Raw genomic sequence first — 1,898 nt, 5'->3', positions numbered from 1 at the left:
CGTGCCGCCGTTCAACGCAATCTCGCCTGGACGGAAGCGCGAGGCCTGATCCGGGAGGTGACGGGGCAGGGGCGGTATCGATTGTGGCGCATGTGAGCAACCAAATGGGCACCACCAGGAGCGTTTTTGCACAAGTAGAGACAAATGGCAGTAAAGGTTCGCTGAGCACTATTGCACGGGTTACGGCAAATGTCGCGTAGCCCTTAATTGGGTTCTGCCTCACTTTGTGTGGCGCAACTATCCTGAAACTGGAAAATTCAGGAGGTATAGTTGTGAGTTCGAAGAAGCACTGGTCGCCCGGGAGCGATGTTGCCGTTCAAAGCGTTGAGCGAAGTGAAAGAGGCGGGTGGATTGTATCTGGCGTCTTGGCTCCCAACGGCATTTGCCCAGACTGTGGATTGCATTCACGCCGACGTCACGGCTGGCGGCGTCGGCGGCTGCAGGATTATCCCGCGCATGGAGACGAGGTAACGGTTGATCTCGCAATTTGCCGTTGGCGATGTCAGGCACCCGCTTGCCCACGCCGGACATTCTCAGACCAAATCGCCTCGATTGCGCGTCCATTTGCACGTCGTACTTCGCGTGTCGGGGAGATTGTCACCCATCTTGGGCATGCGACCGGCGGACGGCCAGCCGAGCGGTTGTTGCATCGTTTGGGCCTTGGAGTCAGCGATGACACGGTGCTTAGGCAGCTGAAGAACCGTGCCCAAGACAGTGGCGAGTCGCCGACAGTCATCGGGATCGACGACTGGAGTTGGCGGAAATCGCAAACCTACGGCACGATCATTGTGGATCTGGAGCGTCGCGTGGTGATCGACATTCTTGAGGATCGAGATGTCGTCAGCTGCACCAACTGGCTGAAGCGACACCCCGAGGTGGAAGTGATCAGCAGAGATCGCTGCGGTCTCTACGCCCAGGCAGCACGGCAAGGGGCACCGCAGGCGAAGCAGGTCGCTGACCGGTTCCATATCGTACAAAACCTGCGGCAGGCCATCGAGGAGCAAATGAACCTTCACGGCCGTGCGACCGGCAGGGCGCTGCTGTCCGACGCCGACAACATCACCGCAGCCGGCAGCCTTCTGAAGTCACGCCTGGCGCATAGGACGTCTCGGGAAGAGATTTTCGCCACCATTCATGCGCTCCGAAATCAGGGGCTTTCATGCAGCGAGATCGGGCGGCGAACAGGGTTCCCGCGTCGCAGCATCGCGAAATGGCTGCAGTTCGAGACACCACCGGACCGCAGGCGGGCCGCTTTGAAGCCGACATCGCCGTGGTACTTTGAAGAGTTCCTGAGCCAAAGCTGGAAGGAGGGCATTCGAACTGGCAGCGCCCTGTTCCGTCTGATCCGAGAGCGCGGTTACGAGGGGAGTCAGTCGCATTTGCAGCGTCTGTTGGCGGGCTGGCGAAAAGCAGAACAGCAAGGGAGCGACTCCAAGGTAGAGCACGAAATCCTTAAGCCAGTCCGGGACCCGGAAACGGGGCACGCGATTTCCCCGGTCATCGCAGCCGCGCTGTGCATCAAACCCCGCGGAAAGCTCACCCCGGATCAAGCGCGGAAAGTCGACGCGCTCAAGGCCGGTTCTCCCGCCTTCGCAACGATGCGAAGTCTCGCCATGCGGTTCAACGGTATCCTGCGCAGCCGCCAAGCAGACCCGCTCCCAGCATGGATCGACAACGCGATCGAAACCGATCTGGCGCCCATCGTGCGCTTTGCCCGCACATTGAACCGGGACTTCGATGCAGTCAAAAACGCCATCGAGATGCCATGGAGCAACGGCCAAGCAGAAGGTCAGATCAATCGCCTGAAGACGCTCAAACGCGCCATGTACGGTCGAGCCGGTCCAGAATTGTTGCGGGCGAGAATGCTACCGTTCCGCCACACAGATTGAGGCAGAGCC

General features: G+C 59.9%; 1 protein-coding gene. It reads left to right on the top strand.

The genetic code is table 11. The features are described 5' to 3' along the window. Positions 1-272: 272 nt before the first annotated feature. Complete coding sequence (locus XM53_RS22185; protein WP_073038202.1) at positions 273-1,889, top strand: ISL3 family transposase; 1,617 nt, start codon at positions 273-275, stop codon at positions 1,887-1,889. Positions 1,890-1,898: the final 9 nt, after the last annotated feature.

It is taken from the genome of Roseovarius atlanticus, from assembly GCF_001441615.1.
GTDB classification, from domain to species: domain Bacteria; phylum Pseudomonadota; class Alphaproteobacteria; order Rhodobacterales; family Rhodobacteraceae; genus Roseovarius; species Roseovarius atlanticus.
This window is presented reverse-complemented; position numbering and strand designations above follow the sequence as displayed.